The 22,719-nt window shown below is 66.8% G+C and carries 14 protein-coding genes; 7 read left to right on the top strand and 7 right to left on the bottom strand.

The window, feature by feature from the left end; all coding sequences use genetic code 11:
- The first annotated feature begins 39 nt into the window (after positions 1-39).
- Positions 40-1,761, top strand: coding sequence for a bifunctional protein-serine/threonine kinase/phosphatase (locus tag EA798_RS12900; protein ID WP_122099214.1), 1,722 nt, complete (start codon positions 40-42; stop codon positions 1,759-1,761).
- Here the strand turns inward: EA798_RS12900 and EA798_RS12895 are convergent.
- Positions 1,758-3,755, bottom strand: coding sequence for an ATP-dependent helicase (locus EA798_RS12895; protein ID WP_122099213.1), 1,998 nt, complete (start codon positions 3,753-3,755; stop codon positions 1,758-1,760). The genes EA798_RS12900 and EA798_RS12895 overlap by 4 nt on opposite strands.
- A 207-nt stretch (positions 3,756-3,962) precedes the next feature.
- On the opposite strand from EA798_RS12895, the gene EA798_RS12890 reads away from it, so the two are divergent.
- On the top strand, positions 3,963-6,947 hold the full coding sequence (locus tag EA798_RS12890) for a PAS domain-containing protein (protein WP_122099212.1): 2,985 nt from the start codon (positions 3,963-3,965) through the stop codon (positions 6,945-6,947).
- Between the two features lie 8 nt (positions 6,948-6,955).
- Here EA798_RS12890 and EA798_RS12885 read toward each other — a convergent pair whose 3' ends face one another.
- The 6 genes from EA798_RS12885 to EA798_RS12860 all read right to left on the bottom strand — a co-directional run bounded on the left by EA798_RS12885 (position 6,956) and on the right by EA798_RS12860 (position 15,481).
- Entirely contained in the window at positions 6,956-8,917 is a 1,962-nt protein-coding gene (locus EA798_RS12885; RefSeq protein WP_122099211.1) for a PhoX family protein, read from the bottom strand.
- Positions 8,918-8,946: 29 nt separating this feature from the next.
- Entirely contained in the window at positions 8,947-9,750 is an 804-nt protein-coding gene (locus EA798_RS12880; RefSeq protein ID WP_122099210.1) for an energy transducer TonB, read from the bottom strand.
- Positions 9,750-10,214: a protein TolR gene (gene tolR, locus EA798_RS12875; protein ID WP_048329290.1), complete on the bottom strand. Its 465-nt coding sequence runs from the start codon at positions 10,212-10,214 to the stop codon at positions 9,750-9,752. The genes EA798_RS12880 and tolR overlap by 1 nt, the downstream gene beginning before the upstream one ends.
- An 11-nt stretch (positions 10,215-10,225) precedes the next feature.
- A complete protein-coding gene (gene tolQ, locus EA798_RS12870) occupies positions 10,226-10,939 on the bottom strand; it encodes a protein TolQ (RefSeq protein ID WP_122099209.1) in 714 nt (237 codons plus the stop codon).
- Between the two features lie 67 nt (positions 10,940-11,006).
- A complete protein-coding gene (locus EA798_RS12865; protein WP_122099208.1) occupies positions 11,007-12,923 on the bottom strand; it encodes a phytase in 1,917 nt (638 codons plus the stop codon).
- A 74-nt stretch (positions 12,924-12,997) separates the two neighbouring features.
- Positions 12,998-15,481 carry a TonB-dependent receptor gene (locus EA798_RS12860; RefSeq protein WP_122099207.1) on the bottom strand — a complete coding sequence of 828 codons (2,484 nt, stop codon included), beginning with the start codon at positions 15,479-15,481 and terminating at the stop codon, positions 12,998-13,000.
- A 1,080-nt stretch (positions 15,482-16,561) separates the two neighbouring features.
- Here EA798_RS12860 and EA798_RS12850 point away from each other — a divergent pair.
- From EA798_RS12850 to EA798_RS12830, 5 genes are all read left to right on the top strand, one after another.
- Positions 16,562-17,476 carry a GGDEF domain-containing protein gene (locus tag EA798_RS12850; RefSeq protein WP_122099206.1) on the top strand — a complete coding sequence of 305 codons (915 nt, stop codon included), beginning with the start codon at positions 16,562-16,564 and terminating at the stop codon, positions 17,474-17,476.
- Between the two features lie 7 nt (positions 17,477-17,483).
- Positions 17,484-18,521, top strand: coding sequence for an AraC family transcriptional regulator (locus EA798_RS12845; protein ID WP_106155043.1), 1,038 nt, complete (start codon positions 17,484-17,486; stop codon positions 18,519-18,521).
- 45 nt (positions 18,522-18,566) lie between these two features.
- A complete protein-coding gene (locus EA798_RS12840; protein WP_122099205.1) occupies positions 18,567-19,469 on the top strand; it encodes a LysR family transcriptional regulator in 903 nt (300 codons plus the stop codon).
- A 101-nt stretch (positions 19,470-19,570) separates the two neighbouring features.
- Positions 19,571-20,374, top strand: coding sequence for a formate dehydrogenase accessory sulfurtransferase FdhD (fdhD, locus tag EA798_RS12835; RefSeq protein ID WP_122099204.1), 804 nt, complete (start codon positions 19,571-19,573; stop codon positions 20,372-20,374).
- Positions 20,371-22,719 carry an FdhF/YdeP family oxidoreductase gene (locus EA798_RS12830; RefSeq protein ID WP_122099203.1) on the top strand — a complete coding sequence of 783 codons (2,349 nt, stop codon included), beginning with the start codon at positions 20,371-20,373 and terminating at the stop codon, positions 22,717-22,719. The genes fdhD and EA798_RS12830 overlap by 4 nt, the downstream gene beginning before the upstream one ends.

Raw genomic sequence — 22,719 nt, 5'->3', positions numbered from 1 at the left:
GTTGCGCATGCGCGTCCGGGGCTTTCGCGCAGATCAACGATGCCCAGCCAACTCGTCATCTCCCTCGGCCAGCATTCGGACGCCGGACGCAAGCCGCTCAATCAGGACTTTCACGGCGCCTGCATTCCCAGCGACGTGCAGCTCGCCAGCAAGGGCATCGCCATCGCGCTGGCCGATGGCATCAGCAGCAGCGAGGTCAGCCACATCGCCAGCGAAACCGCGGTGGCGAGCTTTCTCTCCGACTACTTCTGCACCTCCGATGCCTGGTCGGTGAAACAGTCGGCGCAGCGCGTGCTGGTAGCAATCAACTCCTGGCTGCATGCGCAGACCCGCCAAGGCCCGTACCGCTATGACCGCGACCGCGGTTATGTCTGCACCTTCAGTGCGCTGGTGCTCAAGGGCGGCAGCGCGCACCTGTTCCACATCGGCGATGCGCGCATCCATCGCCTGCGTGACGGCGCCCTCGAACAGCTGAGCGAGGATCACCGCGTGCGTGTCAGCGCCGAAACCAGCTATCTCGGCCGCGCCCTGGGCATCAACCCGCATCTGGAAATCGACTACCGCAGCCTCCCGCTGGCACCGGGCGACCTGTTCCTGCTCGCCACCGACGGCGTGTACGAGTACCTCGATCCGCGCGTGATGGCCGATATCGTTGCGACCCATGCCGACGACCTGGACGCTGCAGCGCGGCGGCTGGTCGAGCAGGCGCTGGCCAACGGCAGCGACGACAACCTCACCGTGCAGCTGGTGCGCATCGACAGCCTGCCCGAGCAAGCGGCCGACGACGTGCAGCGCCAGCTCGGTGAGCTGGCCCTGCCGCCGCTGCTGGAGCCGCGCATGCAGTTCGATGGCTACCGCATCGTTCGCCAGCTGCATGCCAGCAGCCGCAGCCACGTGCACCTGGCTGTCGACGAGAGCAGCGGCGCGCAGGTGGTGCTGAAGACGCCGTCGCTGGACCTGCGTGGCGACCCGGCCTACCTCGAGCGCTTCCTTCTCGAGGAATGGATCGCCCGGCGCATCGACAACCCTCACGTGGTCAAGGCCTGCCCGCCGCCACGCCGGCGGCACTACCTCTATACGATCAGCGAATTCATCGAAGGGCAGACGCTCGCGCAGTGGATGCTCGACCACCCGGCGCCGGACCTGACCACCGTACGCGGCTTCGTCGAACAGATTGCCCGCGGCCTGCGCGCCTTTCACCGCCTGGAAATGCTGCATCAGGACCTGCGCCCGCAGAACCTGCTGATCGACGCCACCGGCACGCTGAAGATCATCGACTTCGGCTCGACACGGGTCGCCGGGCTCGCCGACCGACAGGCCCCGGGCCCGCAGGAGGCGCTGCTCGGCACCGCCGCCTACACCGCGCCGGAGTATTTCCTCGGCGAGGCGGGCTCGCCGCGTTCGGATCAGTTCTCCCTCGCGGTGATCGCCTACCAGCTGCTCAGCGGTCGCCTGCCCTATGGCACCGATGTCTGCAAGGCACGCACCCTGGCCGCGCAGAAGCGCCTGCACTACCGCTCGGTACGCGACGCCCAGCGCGAGATCCCGGCCTGGGTCGACGAGGTGCTGGCCAAGGCGCTGCATCCCGATCCGCGGCGGCGCTATGCCGATCTGTCCGAGTTCGTCTTCGAGTTGCGCCAGCCCAACCCGGCGCTGCTCAACCGCACTCGCCCACCCTTGCTGGAACGCAACCCGCTGCTGTTCTGGAAAGGCCTGTCGCTGCTGCTGGGGCTGACGGTCGTTGCCCTGCTGCTGCGCTAGCCGCGCGGGCGCAACAGTGCCGTCGCGCCCTGCGCCTTGCGCGTGTACCAGAGCACCCGGCTGACGCCGCGGGTGATCGCCACATAGGCCAGGCGCAGACTCTCATCGGCCATCGCCTGGTCATAGCTGTTGCGAAAGAACCCGCAGTACGCATACAGCGCATTGCGCAGCGGGTGCGGCTGCGGTGGCAGGCAGTCGTCGACGATGATGGCGACCTCCGCCTGCAGCCCCTTGGCGCGATGGATGGTATAGGCCCTGACCGGCAGCTTGCGGTCCAGCTCGGCCTGGATGGCGCGCAGCGTGGCGTTGCGTCGGCCGAGCAGCAGCACCGCGGTGCGCTCGCGGCTGCCACGCTCGACGACGTGGGCGCATTGCGCCTTTATCTCGGCGACCAGTTGTGCCAGCCCGCCGTTCAGCTCAAAACCGGTGACCAGCCGGACGCCGTGGTCACCCGGCTGCGTGGGCCGGTTCGGCCGACTGGTCTTGGCCTGTTTGAAGCGCACACCGGCCAGCACCGCCTCGCCATCGCGAATCACCGGCTCGATGGAACGGTAGTTGGTTTCCAGCAGCAGCGTTTCGCTGCCCTTGGCGCCACGCCGCGGGAAGTGCCGGTCGAACTCCATGAACAGCTCCGGCGAACTGCCGCGCCAGCCGTAGATCGACTGCCAGTCGTCACCGATGGCCATCAGGCTCGGGCTCGAACCCTGGCGGGCCAGCTGCCGATGCAGCGCCTGCAACCACTGGACGATCTGCGGGGAGATGTCCTGAAACTCGTCGATCAGCAGGTGCTGGAACGCTTCGAGGCTCGCCGGCGGTACGCCATCAGCGGCGGTCAGGCGCTCGCCGAGCTGCTGGAAGGCAGCGTTGAAGGTCTGCAGGCCTTGCTCGCGCAGCACCGCCTGGAAACAGCCGTGGAACGCGATCAGTGCCTCGATGAACTGGCGCTCGCGGGATGTGCATTCGAGTTGGGACGGCTGCAGGCGATCGATGCGCAGGCCGATGCTCTCGATGAATCCGGCCTGCACGTGAAAGGCCTCGTACAACGGCAATGCCGCGAACTCGCCGGCCAGGCTGAAGGGCTCCTCCGGCGCCTTTGGCGCGGCACGCCTGCCGTTGGCAGGTTCGACCGCCGGCCCGGGCAGATCGAGCAGCCGGTGCACCTGCTCGCGAAAATCCGGCTGCTCGGCGTAGCAACGCTGGTAGGCCTGCTTGAGCAGGCGCTGTTGTGCCGGACGCAACCGTGCATTCGCCAGCGGGTTGTCCGGCTCCTCGCCCGCGGCAGCCTTGGCGTCCAGCTGCTCGAACCACTGCGCCGTGCCGAGCACTTCGCGCGCCAGCTGTGCCATGGCCGAGTGGAAGGTGCGCACGCACTGGCGCGCCTGGCGCTCGTCCAACGGGAACTGCCAGAACGCCAGGACCCGCAGCAGCTGCTCGCGCAGCTGCGCACAGGAGGCATTGGTGAAGGAGATCACCGTCAACCGTCCCGGCTCGATGCCCAGGTGGCAGAGCATGAACACCACGCGCAGCAGCAAGGTGGTGGACTTGCCTGAACCTGCGCCGGCAAAGATGCGCGTCAGCGGGCTGCGCCCCAGGATCATCGCCCACTGCTCGTCCGACGGCGCGCTGACGATACCGGCTGCCACCGCCTGCTCGACACGCGCGCGCATGGCACGAACCTGGCCCTCGTCCACCTTCAGCGCGGCCGCCGGGTAGATGCCCTGCGCAGCCGCTTGCCGGGGTTTGGCGGGGCCACCTTCCTTGGCGTCCGCCCTGGCTGACGACTTCGGTTTGGCCTTGCCCTTGGCGCCCCTGGCCTTGCCCGGGGCCTTGCCACTGCGCTTGCTCGTCGACTGCGGCTGCGCCTTGTCCGCCCCATGGCCCCAGCGGCGAAACAACAGTTCGTCCTCGTCGCGCAGATGGGCCGAGGTGCGTGGAAAGCAGCGCTTCAGCACCCCGGCGACCAGGGACCTGTAGCGCTTAACGGCAGAAAGCATCGGAAATCACCGTGAGCATTGCATATCGTTGATATGGTACGGGTTTTTCCCTGTACTCTGGCCGCTGCAAGGACGAACAGCAGCGAATGGATGTGGAAATCGCCTGCGTCGCCGGCAGACTTCCCGGGCAATCGGCTGTCCGAGGTGAACCAGTTCTGATCTGGATCACCCTGCCCTGCCTCCCACACCGGATACGGATCGCTACTGATGGACCCAGCAGCCAACCCCTCGCCTGATCACTCGAGCCAGGCATTCCTCCCAGATGGCAGTGAGCTCAGCGCGCTGATCCGGCGCTTCGATTGGTCGAGCACACCGCTGGGCCCATTGCGGGACTGGCCGCAGAGCCTGAAGACCGTCACGGCGATGCTGCTGCTCTCGCCGACGCCCATCGTCCTGCTCTGGGGCGAGCGTGGCACCATGATCTACAACGACGCCTACTCCGGGTTCGCCGGCAGCCGTCATCCGCAGCTGCTGGGCTCGGACGTGCGCCTGGGCTGGCCGGAAGTGGCCGACTTCAACGACCACGTGATGAAGGTCGGCCTGGCTGGCGGCACGCTGTCGTACAAGGATCAGGAACTGGTGCTGTACCGCAACGGTCGCCCCGAACGCGCCTGGATGAATCTGGACTATTCGCCGGTGTTCGATGATCAGGCGCAGCCGGCCGGCGTGATTGCCCTGGTCGTCGAAACCACGGAACGGGTAATGGCCGAGCGTGAGCTGCAAGGCCAGCAGGCACGCCTGCAAGAGATGTTCGAGCAGGCGCCGGGAATGATGGCGATGCTGCGCGGCCCCGAGCATGTGTTCGAAATGGCCAACCCGGCCTACTGCCGGCTCGTTGGCGAGCGCGAGATCATCGGCAAGCCGGTGCGCGATGCGTTGCCGGAAGTGGAGCGCCAGGGCTTCATCGAGATTCTCGACCGGGTCTACCGCAGCGGCGAGGCCTTCGTCGGTTCCGGCATTCACATCGGCCTGCAGCGCACCCGCGGCGCCGCGGAAGAAGACCGTGTGCTGGATTTCGTCTTCCAGCCGGTCACCGATATCAATGGCAACGTCGGCGGCATCTTTGTCGAGGGGCAGGATGTCACCGAGCGTGCCCAGGCCGACGTGGCGCTGCGCGAGAACGAGCAGCGCCTGCGTTTTCTCGATGCGCTGTCCAAGGAAACGGCGCGCAGCGTCGATGCCGATGCCATCCTGGCCACCACCACGCGCATGCTCGGCGAACACCTGGGACTGTCCAGTTGCGCCTATGCCGACATGGAGCCCGACCAGGACAGCTTTACCATCCGTGGCGACTGGGCGGCGCCGGGCTGCATGAGCATCGTCGGCCACTACCGGCTCGCCGCATTCGGCAGTCTGGCGGTCCAGAAGCTGCGCGCCGGCGAGCCCTTCATCGTCGACGATCACCTCGCCCGCCTGCCCGCCGCCGACGCGGCGACCTTCCAGCAACTGGATATCGCCGCCACCATCTGCATGCCGCTGGTCAAGGAGGGCCGGCTGACCGCACTGATGGCCATTCACAGCCGCGTACCGCGGGCCTGGAGCGCCTGCGAGCTGGCCCTGCTCACCGAGGTGACCGACCGCTCCTGGGCCCACATCGAACGGGTGCGTTCTGCCGCCGCGGTGCGCCAGCGCGAGCAGAGCTTCCTCGAACAGCTGGAAGCCAAGGTGCTCGAGCGTACCGCGGCGCTGGCCCGCAGCGAGGCCAACATCCGCGCGGTACTGGAGACCTCGCACCTGTACATGGCGATGCTCGCGCCGGACGGCGCGATTCTCTACGTGAACGCCACGGCCCTGGCCGGCATCAGCGCCCGCTTCAACGAACTGGCCTATATGCCGTTCTGGGAATCGCCCTGGTTCGCCGCGACACCGGGTATGCCCGAGGTGATGCGAGAGATGACACGGCGGGTAGCGGCCGGCACCACCGAGCACGTGACCATGACCCTGAACATGCCGCAGGGCGTGCGCGTCTTCGATTTCTCCATGCGCCCGGTACCGGGCGAGGACGGCAGCATCGTGGCCCTGGTACCCGAGGCGCTGGACATCAGCGAACGGGTGAACGCCGAACAGGCGCTGCAGCAGCTGCACAAGATGGAGGCGCTGGGCAACCTCACCGGCGGTATCGCCCACGACTTCAACAACCTGCTGATGGCCGTGCTCGGCAGCCTCGACCTGTTGCGTCGGCGCATGCCCGCCGACCCCGCGCTGCTGCGCCTGGTGGACAATGCCAGAGCCGGTGCCGAACGCGGCGCTTCGCTCACCGCGCGCATGCTCACCTTCGCCCGCAAGCAGGAACTGCACAAGAAACCGATCGACCTGCCGCAGCTGATCGCGGGCATGAAGGAGCTGCTGCTCAGCTCGCTTGGCCCGACCATCCAGCTGCAGGTCGAGCTGCCGGCCCGACTGGCGCAGGTGAGGACCGATCCCAACCAGCTGGAAACCGCCCTGCTCAACCTGGCCGCCAATGCGCGTGACGCCATGTCCGGCGTCGGCCGTATCCGCATCGCCGCCGAAGAGCTGACGCTACCCGAGGAGCAGAACGGCCTGCCCGCCGGCCGCTATGTGCGCCTGGACCTCAGCGACAGCGGCAGCGGCATGGATGAAGCGACCCTCAAGCGTGCGGCCGAGCCCTTCTTCACCACCAAGGGGGTCGGCAAGGGCACCGGGCTCGGGCTGTCCATGGTCCATGGGCTGGCCGAGCAATCCGGCGGCCGGCTGGTGCTGCGCAGCTCGCCCGGTGCGGGCACCACGGCCGAGATCTGGCTACCGGCCCTGGCGGCGGAAAACGCGCCTGCGTCGGCGCCCGCCTCCGCGCCGGCGCCCGATGAAAGCCCCCGGCGCACGACGAAGGCGCTGACCCTGCTGGCGGTGGACGACGACGAGCTGGTGCTGTTCAGCACCGCCGGCATCCTGGAAGCGGCCGGACACCGGGTGCTCACCGCGCGGTCGGCCGGGGAAGCGCTGGATCTGCTGCAGGTCAACCAGGTCGACATCCTGGTCACCGATCACGCCATGCCGCTGATGAGCGGTGCGCAGCTGGCAGCCGTGGTGCGGGAGACTCGCCCGCAATTGCCGATCCTGCTGGTCTCCGGTTACGCCGACCTGCCCTCCACCGCACCGGCGCTTGCGCTGCACCGGCTGGCCAAGCCGTTCAGTCAGGACGAGCTGCTCGATGCCATCGAGCAGCTGTGCTGACGAGCGCCTCAGCTGCCGATCACGCTGCCATCGTCCTTGGTGATCAGCACGGTGGACGAGCGCGGACGTGATTGGCCGTCGCTGGCCGGAAAGCTCAGCCCCGGGTGCTGCACGTTCAGCCACATGGCGCGGTAGTCCGGGCTCCAGGTGATGCCGGTGATCTCGCAACCACGCGGGCCCACCAGAAAACGCCGCACCTCCCGGGTGACCGGGTCGGCACAGAGCAGCTGGTTGGTGCCCATGGCCTGCATGGCTGGCTGGTCGTCGTCGAAATCGGTCTCGATCCACAGCCGGCCAGCGGCATCGAATGCCAGACCATCCGGCGAGGAGAAGCAGTCGCCGTCGATCGTACCGACCAGATTGGCCGCCACCGGATTGCCCTGGGCGTCCCGCGCCCCGCTGCGCTCGCCGGCGAGCAGAAAGACCTCCCACTCAAAGCGCGTGGCGGTCGGATCACCGCCCGCTTCCTGCCAGCGCAGGATCTGCCCGTGCAGGTTGTTCGGGCGCGGGTTGGCCCGGTCCAGCGGTTGTTTCGCACCGCGGCCGTCGTTGTTGGTCAGGGTCACGTAGACCTCGCGACTGTGCGGGTGCACCGCCACCCATTCGGGTCGGTCCATCGGCGTTGCGCCGGCGCGGTCGGCGGCAGCGCGGGCATTGAGCAGCACCTCGGCCTGGCCGGGAAAGCCGTTCTCCGCGGTCAGGCCGTGCTCGCCATGCACCAGCGCCAGCCACTCACCGCTGCCGTCGGCGTCAAAGCGGGCAACGTACAGCGTGCCCTCATCCAGCAGGCGGCGGTTGTCGGCGTCCGCCCCGGCCACGAAGCGACCGCTGGGGACGAACTTGTAGACGTATTCGCCCTTGGTGTCGTCGCCCGAGTAGAACGCCATGCGGCCATCTTCGCCCAGCGACAGCACCGAGCATTCGCGGCAATAACGGCCGAACGCGGTGCGCTTGACCGGTACGCTGTCAGGGGCGAACGGATCGACTTCCACCACCCAGCCGAAGCGGTGCGGCTCGTTGACATAGCCGCCGTGGGGCTGGTCAGCCTGCGGCGTGGCATCGAAGCGCGGATCGGCGGTTTCCCAGCCGTAGAGCTTGCTCAAGCCGCTGCCGGCGATGCCGTAACGCTGGTGCGAGACCCGCGCCGCCAGGTCCTGCGGATCGTGGTTGACGAAGTAGTTGTGCCAGTTCTCCTCGCAGATCAGATAGGTACCCCAGGGGGTGAAGCCGCTGGAGCAATTGTTCAGCGTGCCCAGAACGGTCCTGCCAGCCGGGTCGGCGGCGGTCTTCATGCTCGGATGGCCGGCCAGCGGCCCGGAAATGGCCATCTCCGTCAACGCGCTGAGGCGCCGGTTGTAGCGCGACGGCAACACCCGCTGCCACTGGCCCCGGGCATCCTTGCGCACTTCAATGACGCTCAGACCGTGGGCCGCCTGCTCCTTGCGCACCTGTTCCAGCGGGCGCCGGCCTTCTTCCAGACGCATGCCGTCGGTGTGCAGCGTCGGGTTGACGTACTCGTGATTGATCACCAGCAGGCCGTGGCTGTCCGGCGCATCGGGAAACGGGAAAAAATGCATGCCGTCGTGGTTGTCGCCGGCCTGCTTGAGCTGCGCCTGCCAGTCGTCGCTGGCATCGGCCTGCCACTGAGGCGCATCGGCCAGCACCGGGTCGCCCCAGGAAAAGAACACCCGCGCGCTGTACCCCGGCGCCACCTCGACCCGGTCGAACTGCGGGTCGAGCTGCGCCGGAATGCCCTGGAAACCGATCAGTCGCGCCGGTCCGGCAGCAACCCGGGCGCCGGCCATTGCGCCGCCGAGAAAGGCGATGCCGGCCAGCCCCAGCCCGCCCTTGAGCAGGCCGCGGCGGCGCCGGTCGATGACATCCTGCAGCGGCGCGTTGCGGCTGGGGTTGATCGCCTGGTCGTCATGGGCGGCGATGCTGGCGTGAAAATCGCTGAAATCCTGTTTCATCGAAACGAATCCTGAATGACTGAACCGCATCACTCGATGCGGTAATGAAAGGTGTTCTGCACATTGGGCACCTCCACCGCCCGCCCATCGACGATGCGCGGCTGATATCGGAAGCTCTGGGCCGCGATCAGCGACGGCCGGATGAACAGCGGATGGCAGTCGCCGACCACCTTGGGCGAACGTACCCGTCCCTGGACGTCCACCGTATAACTCACCGTGCAGGCGCCCTGCAGTCCCGAATCCAACGCGCGCTGCGGATAGACCGGCGGCTTCTTGGCGATCGGCAGGTACTGGCGGCTGGCTGCGTCGGCGGCAGCCGCCTGCCGGGCACGCTCGGCCGCTTCGGCACGGGCCGCTGCCTCGGCCTCGGCCTGGCGGCGCTGCGCGTCCAGCCGTGCCTGCTCGGCCAGACGCTCGCGCTCCTGCTCCCGGCGCTGCTGTTCATCGCGGCGGGCCTGCTCCTCGCGCCGGTGTTCCATCTGCTGCTTGCGCTGCTGCTCGGCTTCGCGCTCGCGTTCGGCGCGCTTGAAGGCCAGGTCGGCCTGCTCTACCTGTGGCGCTGGTGCTTCGACCTGAACGGGGGGCGGCGGCGCTTCGACCGGTTCCGCGACCGGCGGTTCGGGCAGCACTGGCGCCGGGGATGGCAGGCTGATCAGCTGGGTCTGCATCACCTGAGTGGCGACCGGTGCGTCCATCGTCGGCGTCCAGCTGGTCAGCAGCAGGGCGATTAGCCCGGCATGCAAGCCCAGCGTGGTCAGCGCCGCGCCGGCAGCATTGGTCCATCGCCGCTGTGTGAGCACTGCCGCGGGCGGCGCCGACAAGCCGAGCGCCATCATCGCTCCTGCCCCGCAGCGGCCGGCGCCTCGGTGATCAGACCCAGGTTGACCACCCCGCCGCGCTGCAGCTCGGCAATACCGGCGACCACACGACCGTAGTCCGCCGCCTCGTCGGCACGGATATAGACCTGGGTGTCGCCCCGCGCGGCAATGACCGCGCCGACCTTGGCCTGCAGCTCGGCCAGGTCGACGGCGCTGTCGGTCTGGTTCTCGACGTCCAGTTCGCTGCCGAGGTTCCAGTAGAAGCCGCCGTCGGCCTTCACCGAAAGCGTCAGGATCTGCCGCTCGTTCTCCACCGGCAGCGCCTCGGCCGCCACCTTCGGCAGCTCGATCTTGACGCCCTGCACCAGCATCGGCGCGGTGACCATGAAGATCACCAGCAGCACCAGCATCACATCGATGTAGGGCACCACGTTCATTTCCGCCTTGGGCCCGTGTTTGCGCTGTGGCCTGACTAGCATGGCTGACCTCCTCAGGCGGCTGCGGCAACGCTGGGCGAAGCAGCGTGCAGGCGCCGATGCAGGCGCGCCTGCAGCTCGTTGCCGAAGGCGTAGTAACGGCCGACCAGCGTCTGCCCGCGGGCGGCGAAGCGGTTGTAGGCCATCACCGCGGGAATCGCCGCGAACAGGCCGATGGCCGTGGCGATCAGCGCCTCGGCGATACCCGGCGCGACGGTGGAAAGCGTGGCCTGCTGTACCTGCGAAAGGCCGAGGAAGGAGTTCATGATCCCCCACACGGTGCCGAACAGGCCGATGTAGGGGCTTACCGAACCCACCGTGGCGAGGAACTGCAGGCCGTTCTCCAGGCGTTCCTCCTGCTCGGCAATGGCGACGTACAGGCTGCGCTCCACGCCCTCGGCGACCGCATCCGGGGCGATGCCCGCTTCACGCTGGAGTTGGGCGAACTCGCCGTAACCGGCGAGGAAGATGCGCTGCAACGCGGCCTCCTCCGGCAGCGGCTGCTGCTGCCCTTCGCGGTAGAGCTGGGCGAGATCGCCGCCCTGGCGAAAGCGCTGCTGGAAGCTGCGCAGCAGGCGTTCGCTGCGGTGCAGCGCGGCGCTGCGGCGGATGATCAGGTACCAGCTGGAGACCGAAGCCAGCACCAGGATCACCATCACCGCCTGCACTACCAGGCTGGCCTCGCTGATCAGGCCCCAGACGGACATGTGCTCGAGAGTCGTTTGCATGAATCGTTTCCTCCTGCCCGCACGGGCAGCTGCTATTGGATGGCGGGTCGGTTACCGGGCGATGACGTCAATCCAGACCCAGCGCATCGGCGATGGCTGACCAGGGCAGGTATTTGTAGTTCTGCGTGCCTTCGGGCATGCGCTTGCGGCCGTCCTGCACCACCAGCATGCCGCGGCTCCAGATGCCGCCGAGATTCGCCGAGGTGACCTCGAGCCCGTCGGTTTCCGAAGCGCCGTCGATACCGCGCTCGGCATTCAGGCCGATGCGGAACGCGCCGCGCACGGCATACGGCGCCTGGGCATCGAGCACCACGTAGCTGTCGTTGCCCTGGCTGGAGATCACCAGGTAATCGCCACCCTCGCCGTGGTAGAGCGCCAGGCCTTCGATGTCGTCGTACACCGGCCCGCCGACGCCGATCACCTTCCGGGGCGCTGCCGGCACCTCGGCACGGGCATCGACCACCCAGACCGCGACGTCCTCTTCACCGACGAACAGCCGCTCGCCACGGTCATCGGCGACGCAGCCCTCGGGCTGGCTGTCCAGTTTGAAGCGCCGTACCAGTTCACCCTGCAGCTGGCCGGACTGGCCATCGAGGCGGTACTGGACGAAGGTGCCGTCCTTGTCGTTGGCGATCGCGTAGGTGACACCTTGGCGGTTCTGGAACATGCACAGGCCGTAGATATCGCTCAGCGGCGTGGCGATCTGGCCGATATCGCGGAGCACCCCGCTCGCGCGGTCGATGGCGAACAGGTGCAGGCTGTTGTGATCGCGGTTGCTGGCCACGGCCAGGTCCACGCGCATGCTGCCGAGGCGCAAGCCGCTGCGCACATCGACGTTGTTCAGCCGGCCGACGGTCAGGCTTTGCAGCTGGCGACCCTCCAGGTCGTACACCACCAGGCCGCCTTTCTTGTCGGTACCGAGCACGCGACTCTGCGCAGGATCGCGCGGATGGACCCAGATCGCCGGGTCATCGGCGGCGTCACCCAGACTGGGCACCGGGCCGGTCTCCACCGCTGCCGCCAGACTGATGATGGGTTCGGGATGCGGCAGCGCCTGTGGCTGCCACGCCAACTGGGCGCGATGCACGCCCTGCTCGTCCGCCAGCAGCAGTTCGACTCCTTCGGAGGTGCGACGCGCGCTGATGCGTTCCGGCTCATCGAGGCCTTCCAGCGGCAGCACGCCGTCCGCCTGCCAACCCGATTCGCTCTGGCGATAGAGGTGTAGCGCCGGCGCCTCGGCATCCAGGGCCAACAGACCACCCGGCACCAACGCCATGCCAGCCGCCACCTTTGTCAGCGCGCCGAACGGCTTGACCAGATCGACCGGCTCACGCTGCAGCGGCGCCTCGGCATCCGCCGGGTAGCGCCAGAAGCCGACGTTCTCCTCGTTGACGTAGAGCTGCCCGGCCATGTCATCGGTCTGGCAGAAGGTGCTCTGCGGCGGCAGGCTGAGCCCGCGCACGCGCCGTGCCTCATCAAGCAGGCGGCCCTGGCTGCCCACCAGCCATTGCTCGCCGACACCTTCCTCGCCGAGCAGGAATACGAAGTCGTTGCGCGCGCTGTCGCGGTACAGGCACAGCCCCTCGATGGCGAACGCGGTGCGCGGCAGATACAGCGGCTGGCTCCAGGTCCGGTTGTCATCCAGGCCGATCAGCATCGCCTGCTGGCGCTTGCGCTCCACGGTGGCCAGCAGCAGGCCCCGACGGTCGAGGCGATGGTCGAGGCCCTCGAAACGCCCGCTGTGCTGGGCCAGTGTGTTGCCGGCCTTGTCCAGCAGGCGCAGGCCCTGCTTGTCCAGCTGGACGCGCCCGGCATTCGCCCAGGGGCCATTGCCGGCCAGCAGCTGCGCGTATTCGAGGCCCGTCTGCGCTGGCGTTGAGATGCTCAGCTGCGTGCTCTGTGGCGCCTCGTCCTGACCGGCGGACTGGCAGGCGGCCAGGGTGATGCACAGGCCGAGCAGCAGGGTTTTGGGTAATGCGTTCATGCGATATCCATTCAGGTGCCGCAGGCCGGTGCCCGGCCGTAAAGGGGAACGGCGGGCACCGGAGCGGCAAGGGGTCAGAAGTGAGTCAGGGTCAGGCCGAGCTTGTAGGTCGGGCCGTACTCTTCGTACTGGGCGTTGTAGGAGCGGTGTCCGGTGTAGACGTAGTAGGACTCGTCCGTCAGGTTCAGCGCCTCGAAGGTCAGCTGCAGGTTCGGCGTGAGGAAGTAGCCGGCCTTGAAGTCGACGAACAGCTGGTCGTCGACGTAGAGGTCGTGGGCCTTGTCGTCGATACCGGCCACCTCGTACAGGTAGTCGGACTTGTAGTTGGCGGCCAGGCGCAGGTTCAGCTTGTCGTTTTCCCAGCCAACCATCAGGTTGCCGACCGTATCGGAGTGGTTCGGCAGGTCGATGCTGCGGCGCATGCCCTGCCCCTCGATGTCCGCGTCGGACTTGCTGAAGGTGGCATTGGCGCCCAGCAACAGGCCGTTCCACGGCGCCGGCAGCCAGTCGAGCTTCTGCGAGTAGGCCAGCTCCAGGCCATAGAGCTTGGCGCTGCTGCCGTTCTGGAAGCTGAGCGCTTCGTCGAACGCCGCCCACTGGCCGGTGCCGGCCAGGTCGGTGTTGTAGATGAAGTTGTCGATGTCCTTGTAGAACAGGTAGGCGGATACCACGCCGGCGCGGCCCATGTAGTGCTCGATGCCGAGGTCGTAGTTGACGGACTCCAGCGGCTTGAGATCGGGGTTACCGAACTCGGCGTCGTCGCCATCGATGACGAAACCGGGTGCCAGCTGGCCGAAGGTCGGGCGTACCACGCTGTTGGTCCAGGCGGCGCGGATCAGCGTGTCGTCGGTCAGCTGGTAGCGTAGGTGCAGGCCGGGCAGCCAGTGATGGTAGTCGTTGCTGCTGGAAATCGACTCGAACTCATCCTCGCGCATGCCGGTGCCCTTGGCGCGAAAGCGCGTGCCCTCGTAGCGCAGGCCGGCGATGACACGCCAACGGTCAACGTCCACCGTGTTCATCAGGTACGCGGCGTTGATGTCCTCGTGCATGTCGAAGTCATTGATGCGCGACTCCTCCTCGTCGTAGAACTCGCTGGCGTCCAGCCCGGCGATCGCACCCTTGATCGCCGAGGCGCTGATGCCGCGGCCGAAGCGGCCGAGCGCGTAGTCGACGTTGCCACCCTGGAAATCGACCAGGGACAGATCGTCGAAGTCGTCATAGACCCAGACCTCGCTGTCGTTGTCCTTGTGCCGGCGGCTGAGCTTGCCGCCGAACTTGGCCTGCGCCGCGTAGCCCTGGATGTCGTAGTCGCGGGCCAGGTCCAGGCGGATGTTCTTCTCGCGGTCGCGGGTGTCGCTCTTCTCCCACTCCACTTCGTCCAGCTCGAAGGAAGCCGGATCGTAGAAGGCCGAATCCACCGTCAGGCGCGGCTTGCGGCTGCTGGAGAACCCGGCGTCGGCGAAATCACCTTCGAAGGTGGCGCCGGAGATTCCACCCGGGTTGCGCTCGCGGGACTGGCTGTAGCCGACCTGCCCGCTCAGGGTCCACAGGCCCATCATGCGTTCGCCACCGAATACATAGGACTGGACGGTCTGGGTTTCCTCGCGCGATTTCAGCTCGCGCCAGCCTTCGGCATCGCCGGTTTCGCCGGGCAACTGGGCGTCCTCGAACTCCACGCCGGCGGCGTTGCGCGTTTCGGTGTCCTTGAAGCGGCTGTACAGCGTACGCAGGTAATAGCTGCTGACGTCATCCGGCTTGTAGTCGAAGTTCAGCCCGAAACCGGTGCGCTCGCGGGTGATCTCGTAATCGCGCTGTTCGAACTCTCGCAACCGGGCGCCATCGTCAGCGAAATCCCACTTGCCGCCGGTTTCGACGTTGTCCGAACCGAACTTGCGCTCCTGCCAGCTGACAGCCGCGGCGACACCGAAGTTGTCAACGCCATCGCCGAGGCTGAAGCGGTTGCTGATCGCCCCGGAGAATTTCGGGCTGGTCTTCTCGACATTCTCGTCGTAGCTGCCTTCGCCGCTGATGCTGTAGAACAGGCCGTCATGATCGAACGCCGAGAGGCTTTCCACCTCGATGGTGCCGCCCAGGGAGTTGGCGTCCATGTCCGGGGTAAGCGTCTTGACCACCGACAGCGACTGCACCAGCTCGGACGGCAGCACATCCAGCGCCACCGCGCGGCGCTTGCTTTCCGGCGAGGGTACCAGGGTGCCGTTGATGGTGACGCTGTTCAGGTCCGGCGCGATGCCACGCACGCTGACGAAGCGCCCTTCACCCTGGTCGCGCTCCACCGAGATGCCCGGAATGCGCTGCAGCGCTTCGGCGGCGTTGTCGTCCGGCAGCTGGCCGATGCCATCGGCATGCACCACGCTCTTGACGCTGTCGGAACTGCGCTGGTCCTTCAGTGCCTCGTCGATGCTGACGGCCTGGCCGATGACCTCGACGTGCTCCATGACCAGCGGCTCCTCGGCCCAGGCCGAACCGGCGCTGACAGCCAGGGCCAGCAGGCTGATGCGGAATCCTGCATGGCGGATGCCGCTGCGGTATGTGTTCATGAACGATTCCCCCGAATGGTGTTTGCCGGGTCGATCCCGGAACTGCAGCGGACGGTAGGTGGGGGATATGGCGGTTCTGTGACAGAAAATTTGGGAGGGTTTGGAAGAGTGGGTTTTCGGGGATTTTGCGAGCGGGATTGAGCTGATATGACCTGGTTTTTTAGTGCGGGCTGCGCGCCAGAGCCGCATTTCGAAGGGGGCGACGGTTTCTGTTTCGCCCTGCTGGGCGAGTCACTTTTTCCAGACGCACCTGCCCGGCCGGGAAAAAAGTAGGTAAAAAGGCTTGCCCCTGCATCCGGCCCTTCGCTTCCTACGCCGCCGTTCACCTTCTGAAGGGCGATTGGAGTCGCCTGATGACTCTTTCAACCGCTCAAAAACACAAACCAAGCCTCCTATCTATCAGGCACCTCGGACTCGCTANCCCTGCTGGGCGAGTCACTTTTTCCAGACGCACCTGCCCGGCCGGGAAAAAAGTAGGTAAAAAGGCTTGCCCCTGCATCCGGCCCTTCGCTTCCTACGCCGCCGTTCACCTTCTGAAGGGCGATTGGAGTCGCCTGATGACTCTTTCAACCGCTCAAAAACACAAACCAAGCCTCCTATCTATCAGGCACCTCGGACTCGCTACCCGTCAGGAGGCCGAGCGTAGGCGTTGCGTAGGGGGACGCGAGGCAGGACGCCGAGCGAGGAGTGAAGGGACAGGGACGTCCCTTCGCGACGGCCCCCGGAGCAACGCCGGAGGGAGGGGAGTTTTGCGAAGCAAAACCCGGATGTCGGGGTGGCCTTCTCTTTGGTTACTTTCTCTTGGCCAAGCAAGAGAAAGTGACTCGCCCAGCAGGGCGAAACCTGAATCACCAGGCGACTCGGCAATCGGCATCTACTCGATGCCAGCAAGCCCCTCGTCCAGAACTGATCTGACCCACCAGGACAAACCACATTCCCGAGCCACCCCGCAAACCGTCCAATCAGCAACCAACCAAAAAAAACCCTGAGCCAATTCAACCCCCACCCCATTCATCCAACCGTCACATCCATCTGTTTCCGTGCCCTCACGCACTGGCGCGAACCCGCCACGGAGACCTCATGAAATCCCTCCTCAAACTCCACACCCTCACCCTCCTCGGCCTCGCCCTGGCCGCCAACGTCGGCCTGCAGCTGCTGCTCGCCGTCGGCACGGTCAAATCCTGGGGCGAGATCGACTGGATGGACGTCGTCGGCGAAGGCGGTTGCGCCGCCCTCGCCCTCGCCTGGCTGGTCATGCTGCTGCACAGCCGCCCGGCCGGCCGGGTGACACGGTTGCTCGCACTGGGCCTGGCCTGCATCTGCTTTTCCTGGTGGATGGACCTGCTCGACGAATTCATCCAGATCCCCGCCAGCATCGCCTGGGACAACTGGCTGGAAACCGCGCCCATGCCGGTGGGTCTGTTGCTGCTGACCTTCGGCATCTACCACCTGAACCAGGAACAACGCGCCATCAACGCGCAGATGCACAAGCGCGAGCGGCTGTTTCGCGAACATCGGCTGTTCGACAACCTCACCCCGCTGAGCACCGCCGAATATCTGCGGCGGCAGCTCGACCAGACCCTGCGCCAGGCCGACGAGGAGCAGCGCCCGCTGTCTCTGCTGGCGATCGACCTGGACGACTTCAGCCGGGTCAATCAGCGCTACGGCCAGGCCGAGGGCGATCTGGTGCTGCAGGCCGTGGCGCAGCTGCTGGTGCTCAACCTTCGCCATCAGGACCTGCTCTGTCGTCTGGCCGGCGATCGCTTCGTCGTGCTCCTGCCGGATACTGCCGAACAGCAGGCGCGGCAGCTTGCCGGGGAGTTGCAGACCGCCGTGGCCAGCCTCGCCCACAAGACGCGCCAGCATGGCGAACGCCTGCATCTGCGCGCCAGTACCGCGGTGGTGATGGCCTTCGACGACGATGCCGAGCAGCTGCTCAAGCGCCTCAACCTCGCGCTGGCCAAGGCCAAGCAGTCACTGCCGCGCTGCGCCTGAGACGACCATGAACAGCCCCTTACGCTGGTACGAGTGGGACAGCCGCTTCATCGCCGCGCATCACCAGCCGGCGGTCCTGCTGGACCTGGCGTTGTCGCGCGGCATCGACAGCCACACGCTGCTGCGCGGCAGCGGGCTGTTCTACGAAGACATCGCCAGTGGCCGGGCACGGGTCAGCCCGGCGCAGTTGCTGACCCTGATCGGCAACGCGGAACGCCTGCTTGGCGCAGCGGACAGCAGTTTCCTCTTCGGCCAGCGCCTGCTGCCCGGCCATTACGGCGAGGTCAGCCTGGCGCTGGCCAATGCCGGCAATCTCGAGCAGGCGCTCGAGCGCCTCTGTCAGTTCCGCGCCCTGCTCTGCCCTTTACTGGCTCCAAGGCTGCTGCTGGATGAGCGCCAGATTCACCTGTACTGGCTGGATGGCGGCGCCAGCGGGCGGCACCAGCGGTTTCTCGTGGAGGCGCACCTGACCGCCATCGTCGCGCTGTGCAAACGCGGCTCCGGTCTGCGGTTGCCCTGGCGCTTCCAGTTCGCCTATGCGCAGCCGCGGCACATCGAGCAGTACTGGGTGCATCTGGGCGATGCGCTGCAGTTCGACCGCCAGCTGACCCTGCTCAGCCTGCCGCGCGAATACCTGCATCAGCCCTGGCCGGAGGCGTCGACCACCGTGGGCCAGGTCGCGGTGCAGGCCAGCCAGCAACAGATCGATGCGCTGGACGGGCCGTGCGCCTTTCTCGATGCGTTCTACCAGTACCTGGAAGCGCACATCCGCGAGCCGCTGAATCTCGAGCGCGTCGCCGTCGCGTTCGCCATGAGCCCGGCGACGCTCAAGCGCAAGCTGGCCAAGCACGGTACGCATTTCCAGGAGCAACTGGACCTGGTTCGCAAGCACGTCGCGCTCTACCTCTACCAGGCCTGTGGCTTGGGTAACGAGGCTGTGGCGCGGCACCTGGGCTTCAACGACACCACCAACTTCCGCCGCGCCTTCAAGCGCTGGACAGGCGTGGTGCCCAGCGGGCTGCAGCCACTGTTCGACGCCCCCTGACGGCGTGCTAAGGTGCCGTCCGCATTACCTTCGAGGCGAGCGGGCATGGATATCAAGCAGCTGAAGTTTCTCGTGGCGCTCGACGAAACGCGGCATTTCAGCCAGGCGGCGGCGCGCTGCCATGTCACCCAGCCGACGCTGTCGATGCGCCTGCGCAGCCTGGAAGACGAACTCGGCCTGCAACTGGTGATCCGCAGCCAGCGCTTCGAAGGCTTCACCGCCGAAGGCGAACGCATCCTGGCCTGGGCGCGCAGCCTGCTCGCCGCTCAGGACGGCTTGCTGGCCGAAGCCGCCTCCTGCCGTGGCCAGCTGGTCGGCACCTTGCGCCTGGGCGTGGTGCCGCTGGCCGGTTTCGACCCGATGCAATTGGTGCAGGCCTTCGGCGAGCGCCATCCGAACCTGCGCTTCGAGTTGTTCGCGTTGAGCAGCGATCAGATTCTCGAACGGCTCAATCGCAATCTGCTGGATCTCGGCCTGTCCTACCTGGAACGGCTGGATGAGGCGCACTTCACCAGCCTGCCGCTCGGCGAAACCCGCATGGGGCTGTTGCATGACGAGCGCCATTTCCGCTTCGATGCGCCTTCGCTGAGCTGGGAGGCCCTGGCCGATCTTCCGCTCGGTCTTTTGACCGGCGGCATGCACTTTCGCCAGTCCATCGACCACGCGCTGCGCAGCCGTGGCCTGAGTCTGGCACCGCGGCTGCAGACCGATGCCGTGCACCATCTGCTGCAGGCAGTGGGCGCCGGTCTGTGTTGCGCCATCATGCCGCTCGACAGCGGACTCGAGGCGCTGGACAGCGGGCTGACGCTGACGCCCATCGACAACGCCAGTACCCTCGCGCCGCTGGGGCTGATCCTGCGTCGCGGCTCGCTGCGATCCGCGCTGGGCGAAGCCTGTTTCAACGAAGCGCGCGAGCTGTTGCAGCGGCAAAGACCTGCCATCTCCTGACGGGCGATCGACACGCTCGATCACCCTATCGAACATAGCGATTGGACGATCCCTCCCTGCGCTCCTAGGCTCCCTGCGTCGACCTGTCGCAGGCCATCGCCATGCAATACGCCACCCTCAACGCCCCAAGCGCCAATGCTCCGGATCTCGGCGCGGCCCCCTTGGCTGACGAATGCGCCCTGGCCATCGGCTACAACGGCCTCAATCAGGCCGTGATGATGGTGACACCGCTGGATCTGGAAGACTTCGTTATCGGCTTCAGCCTGAGCGCCGGCTTGATCGAGCGCATCGATGATCTACGCGACCTGCGTTTGCGGGGCGATGGCAGCGCGCAGCATGCCGAAGTGCAGGTGAGCCCGCGGGCGTTCTGGCACATCAAGCAGCAACGGCGGCAGTTGGCCGGCCACAGCGGTTGCGGTCTGTGCGGTGTGCAGGCGCTGGAGCAGGCATTGCCGCAGCTCGCACCACTTTCGCCAATCGATCTGCCGCCCGAAGGGCATTTCCACGATCTGCGCCAGCGCATCGCCAACGCCCAGCTGCTGGCCCGCGACAGCGGCGCACTGCACGCGGCGCTGTATGTCGACGGCCACGGAGAGATCGCCCTTTGCCGTGAGGACATCGGCCGGCATAACGCGCTGGACAAGCTGATCGGCGCGCTGACGCTGCAACGCCGCAAGCCGAGCGAAGGCTTCGTCGTGGTCACCAGCCGCTGCAGCCTGGAACTGATCCACAAGGCCGTGCGCGCCGGCATCGGCACGCTGGTCAGCCTCTCGGCACCGACCCAGCTGACGGTGCAGTGGGCGCGTCAGCACCACCTCAACCTCATTCATCTGCCCCACCACAGCGCTCCGCGGGTCTACAGCCCCGCGCCTGCGCTGCCCGACCAGAACGGATGTCACCCATGAGCCGCACGTCCCGCTTCCATCCCGCCACCCGTTTCCAACCCTACGCCGGCCCGGCTGGCGGATGGGGCGCCCTGCGCAGCGTGGCCAGCGCCTGGCTCGGCAGCGGCAATGCGCTGAAGAACATCCGCGCCATGCTCAAGACCAACCAGAACGGCGGCTTCGACTGCCCCGGTTGCGCCTGGGGCGATTCGCCGGAGGCCGGTGCGGTGAAGTTCTGCGAGAACGGCGCCAAGGCGGTGAACTGGGAAGCCACGCGCCGCCGCGTGGATGCCGCCTTCTTCGCCCGCCACAGCGTCAGCCAGCTGCGTGAGCAGAGCGATTACTGGCTCGAATACCAGGGGCGCCTGACCGAACCGGTGCGTTATGACGCGGCCAGCGACCGCTATCGGCCGATCACCTGGGATGATGCGTTCGCGCTGATCGCCCGACACCTGAACGGCCTGACCAGCCCGCACCAGGCAGCCTTCTATACGTCCGGTCGGGCCAGCAACGAAGCGGCCTATCTCTACCAGCTGTTCGGTCGCAGCTTCGGCACCAACAATTTTCCCGACTGCTCGAACATGTGCCACGAGGCCAGCGGCGTCGCCCTGACCGAATCCATCGGCGTCGGCAAGGGCACGGTGACGCTGGAAGATTTCGATCACGCCGATGCGATCTTCGTCCTCGGCCAGAACCCCGGCACCAACCATCCGCGCATGCTCGAACCATTGCGCCAGGCGCTGGAGCGCGGTGCCCAGGTGGTCTGTTTCAATCCACTGCGCGAACGCGGCCTGGAACGATTCCAGCACCCGCAGAAGCCCATCGAGATGCTCGCCAACCAGGACGCGCCAACCCACAGCCTCTACCTGCGCCCCAACCTTGGCGGCGATCTGGCCGTGCTGCGCGGCATCGCCAAGTACCTGCTGCAATGGGAACGCGAAGCGCTGGGGAGCGGCGGACCGGCGGTGTTCGATCGCGACTTCATCGCCGAGCACACCCATGCCGTCGATGCCTATCTGGAAGCGATCGATGCCACGCCGTGGGCGCAGATCGAGCAGCAGTCCGGGCTCGAACGCGCCGCGATCGGCCAGGCCGCCGCGATCTACCGCGACGCCGGGCGGACCATCGTCTGCTGGGCCATGGGCATCACCCAGCACCATCATTCGGTGGCGACCATCCAGGAGATCGCCAACCTGCTGATGCTGCGCGGCAACCTCGGCAAGCCTGGGGCCGGTGCCTGCCCGGTGCGCGGCCACAGCAACGTGCAGGGTGATCGCACCATGGGCATCAACGAACGCCCGCCGGCCGCGCTACTGGATGCGCTGGAGCGTCAGTTCGCCCTGCCGATGCCCCGCCAGCCCGGGCACAACACCGTGGAATGCATCCAGGCCATGCTGGCCGGCGAGGTGCAGGTGTTCATCGGTCTGGGCGGCAACTTCGCCCAGGCCACGCCGGACACCCCGCGCACCCAGCAGGCGCTGCGCAACTGCGCGCTGACCGTACAGATCAGCACCAAGCTCAACCGCAGCCACCTGACCATGGGTCGCGAAGCGCTGATCCTGCCCTGCCTCGGCCGCACCGACATCGACCGCCAGGCCTGCGGCCCGCAGGCGGTGACCGTGGAAGACTCGTTCAGCATGATCCACGCCTCCCGGGGCCAGCTCGAGCCGCTGTCGACGCAGATGCGTTCGGAGCCCGCCATCGTCGCCGGTATCGCCGCTGCCACGCTGGGCAAGCGCCCGGTGGACTGGCTCTGGCTGGTGGAGGACTACGCACGAATCCGCGAGCTGATCGCGGCGACCATCCCGGGTTTCGCCGGCTTCGACCACCGCCTGCATCGCCCTGGCGGCTTCTACCTGGGCAATGCCGCTGCCCGGCGCGAATGGAACACCGCCAGCGGTCGCGCCGAGTTCAAGGCGCGACCGTTGCCGGCCGATCTGCTACCCGAGCAAGCCCGCCATGACGGCGTGGAGGCCGATCTGATCCTGCAGACGCTGCGCTCCCACGATCAGTACAACACCACGCTCTATGGCCTGGATGATCGCTATCGTGGGGTGAAAGGCATGCGCCAGGTGGTGTTCGTCAACCCCGCCGACATCCAGCGCCTGGGCCTGGAAGCCGGCCAGCAGGTCGATCTGGTTTCGCTATGGGACGACGGTATCGAACGGCGCGTTAGCGGCTTCACCCTGCTCGCCTACGACACCCCGCCCGGCCAGGCCGCCGCCTACTACCCGGAAACCAACCCGCTGGTGCCGCTGGAAAGCTTCGGTGCGCGCAGCCATACGCCAACCTCCAAGTTCATCGCGATCCGCGTGCTGCCGAACACCCAGAAAACAGAGCAGCAGCTGATCGCCAGCGGGCAATGA

The organism is Pseudomonas songnenensis (assembly GCF_003696315.1).
Taxonomy (GTDB): Bacteria; Pseudomonadota; Gammaproteobacteria; order Pseudomonadales; family Pseudomonadaceae; genus Stutzerimonas; species Stutzerimonas songnenensis.
The sequence above is the reverse complement of the archived record's forward strand: the minus strand, read 5'-3'. Positions and strand labels throughout refer to the sequence as shown.

What these genes read in the sequence shown, in the direction of transcription:
- EA798_RS12900 (WP_122099214.1), top strand. Translation starts at nt 40, where the DNA reads ATGCCCAGCCAACTCGTCATCTCCCTCGGCCAGCATTCGGACGCCGGA.
- EA798_RS12895 (WP_122099213.1), bottom strand. Translation starts at nt 3,755, where the DNA reads ATGCTTTCTGCCGTTAAGCGCTACAGGTCCCTGGTCGCCGGGGTGCTG.
- EA798_RS12890 (WP_122099212.1), top strand. Translation starts at nt 3,963, where the DNA reads ATGGACCCAGCAGCCAACCCCTCGCCTGATCACTCGAGCCAGGCATTC.
- EA798_RS12885 (WP_122099211.1), bottom strand. Translation starts at nt 8,917, where the DNA reads ATGAAACAGGATTTCAGCGATTTTCACGCCAGCATCGCCGCCCATGAC.
- EA798_RS12880 (WP_122099210.1), bottom strand. Translation starts at nt 9,750, where the DNA reads ATGGCGCTCGGCTTGTCGGCGCCGCCCGCGGCAGTGCTCACACAGCGG.
- tolR (WP_048329290.1), bottom strand. Translation starts at nt 10,214, where the DNA reads ATGCTAGTCAGGCCACAGCGCAAACACGGGCCCAAGGCGGAAATGAAC.
- tolQ (WP_122099209.1), bottom strand. Translation starts at nt 10,939, where the DNA reads ATGCAAACGACTCTCGAGCACATGTCCGTCTGGGGCCTGATCAGCGAG.
- EA798_RS12865 (WP_122099208.1), bottom strand. Translation starts at nt 12,923, where the DNA reads ATGAACGCATTACCCAAAACCCTGCTGCTCGGCCTGTGCATCACCCTG.
- EA798_RS12860 (WP_122099207.1), bottom strand. Translation starts at nt 15,481, where the DNA reads ATGAACACATACCGCAGCGGCATCCGCCATGCAGGATTCCGCATCAGC.
- EA798_RS12850 (WP_122099206.1), top strand. Translation starts at nt 16,562, where the DNA reads ATGAAATCCCTCCTCAAACTCCACACCCTCACCCTCCTCGGCCTCGCC.
- EA798_RS12845 (WP_106155043.1), top strand. Translation starts at nt 17,484, where the DNA reads ATGAACAGCCCCTTACGCTGGTACGAGTGGGACAGCCGCTTCATCGCC.
- EA798_RS12840 (WP_122099205.1), top strand. Translation starts at nt 18,567, where the DNA reads ATGGATATCAAGCAGCTGAAGTTTCTCGTGGCGCTCGACGAAACGCGG.
- fdhD (WP_122099204.1), top strand. Translation starts at nt 19,571, where the DNA reads ATGCAATACGCCACCCTCAACGCCCCAAGCGCCAATGCTCCGGATCTC.
- EA798_RS12830 (WP_122099203.1), top strand. Translation starts at nt 20,371, where the DNA reads ATGAGCCGCACGTCCCGCTTCCATCCCGCCACCCGTTTCCAACCCTAC.